We start from the raw sequence: 5,521 nt of genomic DNA, 5'->3' as shown, positions 1-5,521 counted from the left end.
GGCCGCCACGGCCGGGCGGGCACCGCCCCCGACCGGCCACGACCAGCGAGCCGCGGCAGGTGGGGCGGGGTGGACCGGTGGAGGGCCCCGGCCAGGGCGAGGGCGACGAAGGTGACGGTGCTCATGGGGTGAGCGTGACCCCCTTCGCGCCGCCGCCGGTGGCGCCCGGCAGACCTGTGGACGGGGCCGCCGCCCCGCCGAGGACTGTGGATCAGCCGGTGAAGGCCGCGAGACGGCGGCAGGCCTCCTCGATGACCGGCACCTGCTTGCAGAAGGCGAAGCGCACGAGGGTCGCCATCCGGTCGGGCTCGTCGCAGAAGACCGAGACCGGCACGGCGGCGACCCCGGCCGCAGCGGGCAGGTCGAGGCACCACTGGAGCGCATTGGTCACGCCGAGCGGTGCGGCGTCGGCGACGACGAAGTAGGTCCCGTCGCTCGGGCGCACCTCGAGCCCGGCGTCGGCCAACCCGGCGACGAGCAGGTCACGGCGTGCCCGCAGCGATTCGGTGAGGTCGGTGAGCACCTGCGGCCCCAGGTCGAGTGCCTGGGCGACCGCGTGCTGCAGGGGAGAGGCGGTGGTGAAGGTCAGGTACTGCTTGACCACGCGGGCGGCCCGCACGAGCGGTGCGGGGCCGGTGACCCAGCCGACCTTCCAGCCGGTGACGGAGAAGAACTTGCCGGCCGAGCCGATCGTCAGGGTCCGCTCGGCCATCCCGGGCAGGGTCGCGATCGGCACGTGCGGCACGCCGAAGGTCAGGTGCTCGTAGACCTCGTCGCTGATGACCCACGCGTCGTGCCGGCGGGCGAGGTCGGCGACGACCTCGAGCTCGGCGCGGGTGAAGACCTTGCCGAGGGGGTTGTGCGGGGTGTTGAGCAGGACCACGCGTGTGCGCTCGGAGAAGGCCGCGGCGAGCTGCTCGGGGTCGAAGGTCAGGTCCGGGTATGACAGCGGGACGGTCCGACGGACCCCGCCCGCCAGGTCGATGCCCGCCGCGTAGCTGTCGTAGTAGGGCTCGAAGGTGACGACCTCGTCGCCGGGGGAGACCAGCCCGAGCAGGCTCGCCGCGATCGCCTCGGTCGCCCCGGAGGTGATGAGCACCTCCGTCGCCGGATCATGACGAAGGGAGTGGAAGCTCGCCTGGTGCGCGGCGACCGCCTCGCGCAGGGCCGGGATGCCGATCGAGGGCGGGTACTGGTTGTGGCCGGCCGCGACCGCCGCCCGTGCCGCCTCGAGGACCTCCGCGGGTCCGTCGGTGTCGGGGAAGCCCTGCCCGAGGTTGACCGCGTCGTGCTCGAGGGCGAGCGCCGACATGGTCGCGAAGATCGTCTCGGCGTGCGGCTCCATGCGGTCGACGAGGGGTGAGCTCATGCCCGCAGGCTACGCGGGGCGACGATTTCCCCCCTTCGCCCCGCCGCCGTAGGATGGGGGGCACATCCAGTCTGTCTGGATGAATTCGCGTGTTCCTCGCCGGGTGATCAGATCACTGTGAATCCGGGGCCACACCACGGCAGTCCCGATCTCGGTCGGGCGGGGTGGGTCGGAGCACCAGGAGACAACTGACAATCAACGAGAGAGGACTTCGGCATGGCCGTCGTCACCATGCGCCAGCTCCTGGAGAGCGGCGTCCACTTCGGGCACCAGACCCGCCGGTGGAACCCCAAGATGAAGCGCTTATCATGACCGAGCGCAATGGCATCTACATCATCGACCTGCAGCAGTCGCTGACCTACATCAACGACGCCTACGAGTTCGTCAAGCAGACCGTGTCCCACGGCGGCACGATCCTCTTCGTCGGCACGAAGAAGCAGGCCCAGGAGCCCATCGCCGAGCAGGCGACGCGCGTCGGGATGCCCTACGTCAACCACCGCTGGCTCGGTGGCATGCTCACGAACTTCCAGACGATCTCCAAGCGCCTCACGCGCCTGAAGGAGCTCGAGGAGATCGACTTCGACACCGTCGCCGGCTCCGGCTACACGAAGAAGGAGCTCCTCATCCTTCGCCGTGAGAAGGACAAGCTGGAGAAGACCCTCGGCGGTATCCGCAACATGGCCAAGGTCCCCTCGGCCGTGTGGATCGTCGACACCAAGAAGGAGCACCTGGCCGTCGACGAGGCCCGCAAGCTCGGCCTCCCGGTCATCGCCATCCTCGACACCAACTGCGACCCCGACGAGGTCGACTACAAGATCCCGGGCAACGACGACGCGATCCGCTCCGTCACCCTGCTCACCCGCGTCGTCGCCGACGCGGTTGCCGACGGCCTGATGGCCCGTGGTGGCGGCAACGCCACCGAGGGTGCTGCGTCCGTCGAGGCCGAGCCGATGGCCGAGTGGGAGCGCGAGCTCCTCGCCGGTGAGAGCACCGAGGCCGCGGCTCCCGCCGCCGAGGCTCCCGCTGCCGAGGCCCCCGCCGCGGAGGCTGCCCCGGAGGCTCCGGCCGCCGAGGCCACCCCCGAGGCCTGAGCACCACCTCACCGACCACCGTCACACTCTGAGCAAGGAGAACGGGACACACATGGCGAACTACACCGCCGCTGACATCAAGGAGCTGCGCGAGCGCACCGGCGCCGGCATGCTCGACGTGAAGAAGGCGCTCGACGAGGCCGAGGGCGACAAGTCCAAGGCCCAGGAGCTGCTGCGCATCAAGGGCCTCAAGGGCGTCACCAAGCGTGAGGGCCGCACGACCTCCAACGGGCTCGTCGTGGCCCAGGCCGAGGCCGGCGTCGGCACGCTCGTCGAGGTCCTCTGCGAGACCGACTTCGTCGCGAAGGGCGAGAAGTTCGGCGCCCTCGCCGACGAGGTCCTCGCTGCTGCGGTCGCGTCCAAGGCCACCGACGCCGAGAGCCTGCTCGCGGCCCCGGCCGGCGACAAGACGGTCAAGGAGCTCCTCGACGACGCCAACGCGACGATCGGCGAGAAGATCGAGGTCAAGCGGGTTGCCCGCGTCGAGGCCCCCCAGGTCTCGGCCTACCTGCACAAGACCAGCCCCGACCTGCCCGCCCAGATCGGTGTCCTGCTGGGCACCGAGGGTGGCGACGCCCAGGTGGCTCGTGACGTCGCGATGCACATCGCGGCATTCAGCCCCAACGTGCTCACCCGCGACGAGATCGACGCCGACGTCGTCGCCAACGAGCGCCGGATCGCCGAGGAGACGGCCAAGGAGGAGGGCAAGCCCGAGGCTGCGCTCCCCAAGATCGTCGAGGGCCGGGTCAACGGCTTCTTCAAGGAGAACGTCCTGCTCGACCAGCCCTTCGCCAAGGACTCGAAGAAGTCCGTCGGCAAGGTCCTCGAGGAGGCCGGCGCGAGCGCGACGCAGTTCGCCCGCTTCCGCGTCGGTTCCTGACGAACCCCGCACCGCCGAAGGGCGCCGCACCCCAGCCGGGGTGCGGCGCCCTTCGTCATGCTGTGACTTCACCTATGGCCCGCTCGACCATGTAGGGCGACTGCTACTTGGCGGTGATCTGCCAGCCGGATTCCGTCGAGCAACCGGAGCCGCCGCCTGTCTGGACATTGGCGGTTGAGCACATCCAGTCGCCAATGGTTCGGAATCCGCCACTGCCTTGCAGCTTCTCGGGTTCGCCGTAGTAGGACTGGAAGAGGCCTTCTGCGGTGGAGCAGTCGACGGGCCCAGACACGATGCGAACTGTTGCGGACATTCCCGTCACTGTCGTGACCTGACCACAGGTTTGGGGCCCGGTCTGCGCAGCTGTCGCCGAGGTGGACGTGGGCGAGGATTCGGTGACCGACGGTGGAGTGCTCGATGACGCCGTGGTTGGTGGGGGCGCCTCAGCCGCCGTGCTGCTGCTGGTTGTCGCCGAGGACGACGACTCCGGCGCCGTCGATGACGTCGCAGCTGGAGCGGGGGTCGATGTGGACGACCGAGAAGTCGCGGCTGCCGACGTGGTGCTCGATGTCGAGGAACTGCTCGTGCGGGTCGTGGAGGACGTTGAACTCCGCGACTGCTGAGTCCCTCCGTCGCTGCACGCTGCGAGTGAGGCCGTGGCGAGAGCAACTGCAACACCGGCCCAACAAAGACGTACCGACCCCGTCATGGTTCCCCTTCCATGGTGATGGTGATGGTGCGCAGACTAGTGGGTTCTGAGCGAGCGCGATCGGCAGTTCACGGGGAGCGCCGCGGCTGGGTCCACGGCAGGAAGAGCCGCGTGACGAAGGGGAGGAAGACGTACGTCATCCACGGGATGGCGATGGCGCAGGTGAGCAGCACGCGGCCCCACGCCGGCCAGCCCTCGGTGACCATCGCGAGGAGATAGGTGAGCACCAGGCTCGTGGGGAAGAAGGCGCAGAAGATGACGACCATCTGCTTCCACCGCGGGGGAGCGGGAGGTGCGATGTCGCCGCCGGTCACCTCGTGCGGCTCGTCGAACCAGCCCTCGATGCCGGTGCGTGACTCCATGCGGGTCGCCTCGACGAGGCGCGCGGCGGCTCCGAGCCACCGGGCCCGCTCGTGCGACTCCTGCCAGCGCTCGAGCGCGGCGGCGTCGGCGAAGCGGTAGAGCATGTGCCACTGGTCGGAGCCGAGCGATGGGCGCACCCACCCCGAGCCGAGGAAGCCGGGGAAGCGCCGCGCGAGGGTCGTCCCCGCGTCGGCCCACACCTGCATGAGGGCTTCGTCCTCGGGGCGGACGGTGCGGGTGATCGAGACGGTGACGGGGGCCGACCGGTCGGCGGGTGCAGTGCTCACGACCGGCAAGGATAAGCCGTCAGGACCCGTCCGGGATCGCGTCGAGGACGACCCGCACCATCCAGGCGAGGTGCTCGCCGACCTGCTCGGGCGTGCCCGTCGGGTGCATGACCTGCGACAGCGCCACCCGGACGATGACCTCGATCGTCGCGTCGATCCGGGCCTGCGGCAGCGGCAGGGCGAAGGGGGCGACGAGCCCCTGGACGGTTGCGGTCGCCAGCTCGAGCAGGTGCTCGGGTCGGGTCGTCAGGAGCGGGAGCAGCTCGGTGTCGGCGCCGTGGGCGGCGGTCACGACGCCGCGCACGAGGGCGCTGTCCTCGGCGCGCTGCAGCACGCGGGTGATCGACGCCTCGATGGCGGTGGGCACGTCGGGCGCCCCGTCGAAGCCGGCGATGACCTCCCCGAGGAAGCCCTCGACCTCACGGATGACGAGGGCCTCGGCGAGCTCGGCCTTGGTCCCGACCTCGGTGTGCACGGTCTGGCGGCTGACGCCGACCGCGGAGGCGATCTTGCCCATCGACACCGCGGCCCAGCCACCGCCGATCGTCAGACCGGCGGTGGCGTCGAGGATCCGTGCGCGCAGCGGGGAGTCGGTCACGCCGCGCCGGCCTCGACGACGAAGTCGAGCTTGTCGCGCACCCCGCAGTCGGGGCAGGTCCAGTCGCTCGGCACCTCGGCCCAGGCCGTGCCCGCCGCGAAACCCTCGTGCTCGTCACCGGCGGCGACGACGTAGCGGTAGCCGCAGCCCGGGCAGCGCGCGGCCGTGACGTCGTCTGGCGCCTCGGGGCAGCGCGGGGCGCCTCGAGCACGGCGATCGCGTGG

General features: G+C 70.5%; 6 protein-coding genes and 1 pseudogene. 2 read left to right on the top strand and 5 right to left on the bottom strand.

What is annotated here, in order from left to right:
- Nucleotides 1–211 precede the first annotated feature (211 nt).
- Nucleotides 212–1,369 carry a pyridoxal phosphate-dependent aminotransferase gene (locus AC2W7J_RS15440; protein WP_485983469.1) on the bottom strand — a complete coding sequence of 386 codons (1,158 nt, stop codon included), beginning with the start codon at nucleotides 1,367–1,369 and terminating at the stop codon, nucleotides 212–214.
- A gap of 216 nt (nucleotides 1,370–1,585) precedes the next feature.
- Here AC2W7J_RS15440 and rpsB point away from each other — a divergent pair.
- Together rpsB and tsf are read left to right on the top strand one after the other, a co-directional pair.
- Nucleotides 1,586–2,460: pseudogene (rpsB, locus tag AC2W7J_RS15435) on the top strand (30S ribosomal protein S2).
- A gap of 52 nt (nucleotides 2,461–2,512) precedes the next feature.
- Nucleotides 2,513–3,340 carry a translation elongation factor Ts gene (gene tsf / locus AC2W7J_RS15430; RefSeq protein WP_255185773.1) on the top strand — a complete coding sequence of 276 codons (828 nt, stop codon included), beginning with the start codon at nucleotides 2,513–2,515 and terminating at the stop codon, nucleotides 3,338–3,340.
- Nucleotides 3,341–3,783: 443 nt separating this feature from the next.
- Here the strand turns inward: tsf and AC2W7J_RS15425 are convergent, their stop codons facing one another.
- From AC2W7J_RS15425 to AC2W7J_RS15410, 4 genes are all read right to left on the bottom strand, one after another.
- Nucleotides 3,784–3,981 carry a hypothetical protein gene (locus AC2W7J_RS15425; RefSeq protein ID WP_485983467.1) on the bottom strand — a complete coding sequence of 66 codons (198 nt, stop codon included), beginning with the start codon at nucleotides 3,979–3,981 and terminating at the stop codon, nucleotides 3,784–3,786.
- A gap of 136 nt (nucleotides 3,982–4,117) precedes the next feature.
- On the bottom strand, nucleotides 4,118–4,708 hold the full coding sequence (locus tag AC2W7J_RS15420) for an antibiotic biosynthesis monooxygenase (RefSeq protein WP_485983465.1): 591 nt from the start codon (nucleotides 4,706–4,708) through the stop codon (nucleotides 4,118–4,120).
- Nucleotides 4,709–4,718: 10 nt separating this feature from the next.
- The gene (locus AC2W7J_RS15415; protein ID WP_427802647.1) at nucleotides 4,719–5,297 is read right to left on the bottom strand and encodes a TetR/AcrR family transcriptional regulator; all 579 of its coding nucleotides are present in this window, start codon (nucleotides 5,295–5,297) and stop codon (nucleotides 4,719–4,721) included.
- Nucleotides 5,294–5,521, bottom strand: a 228-nt coding sequence (locus AC2W7J_RS15410) for a rubredoxin (RefSeq protein WP_485983463.1), incomplete at its 5' end; no start/stop codon positions are given. The genes AC2W7J_RS15410 and AC2W7J_RS15415, both read right to left, overlap by 4 nt.

The sequence above is a fragment of the Janibacter sp. CFPM2_SD2 genome (assembly GCF_057364645.1).
Note: the sequence above shows the minus strand (reverse complement) of the source record. Positions and strands in the feature narration are given on the sequence as shown.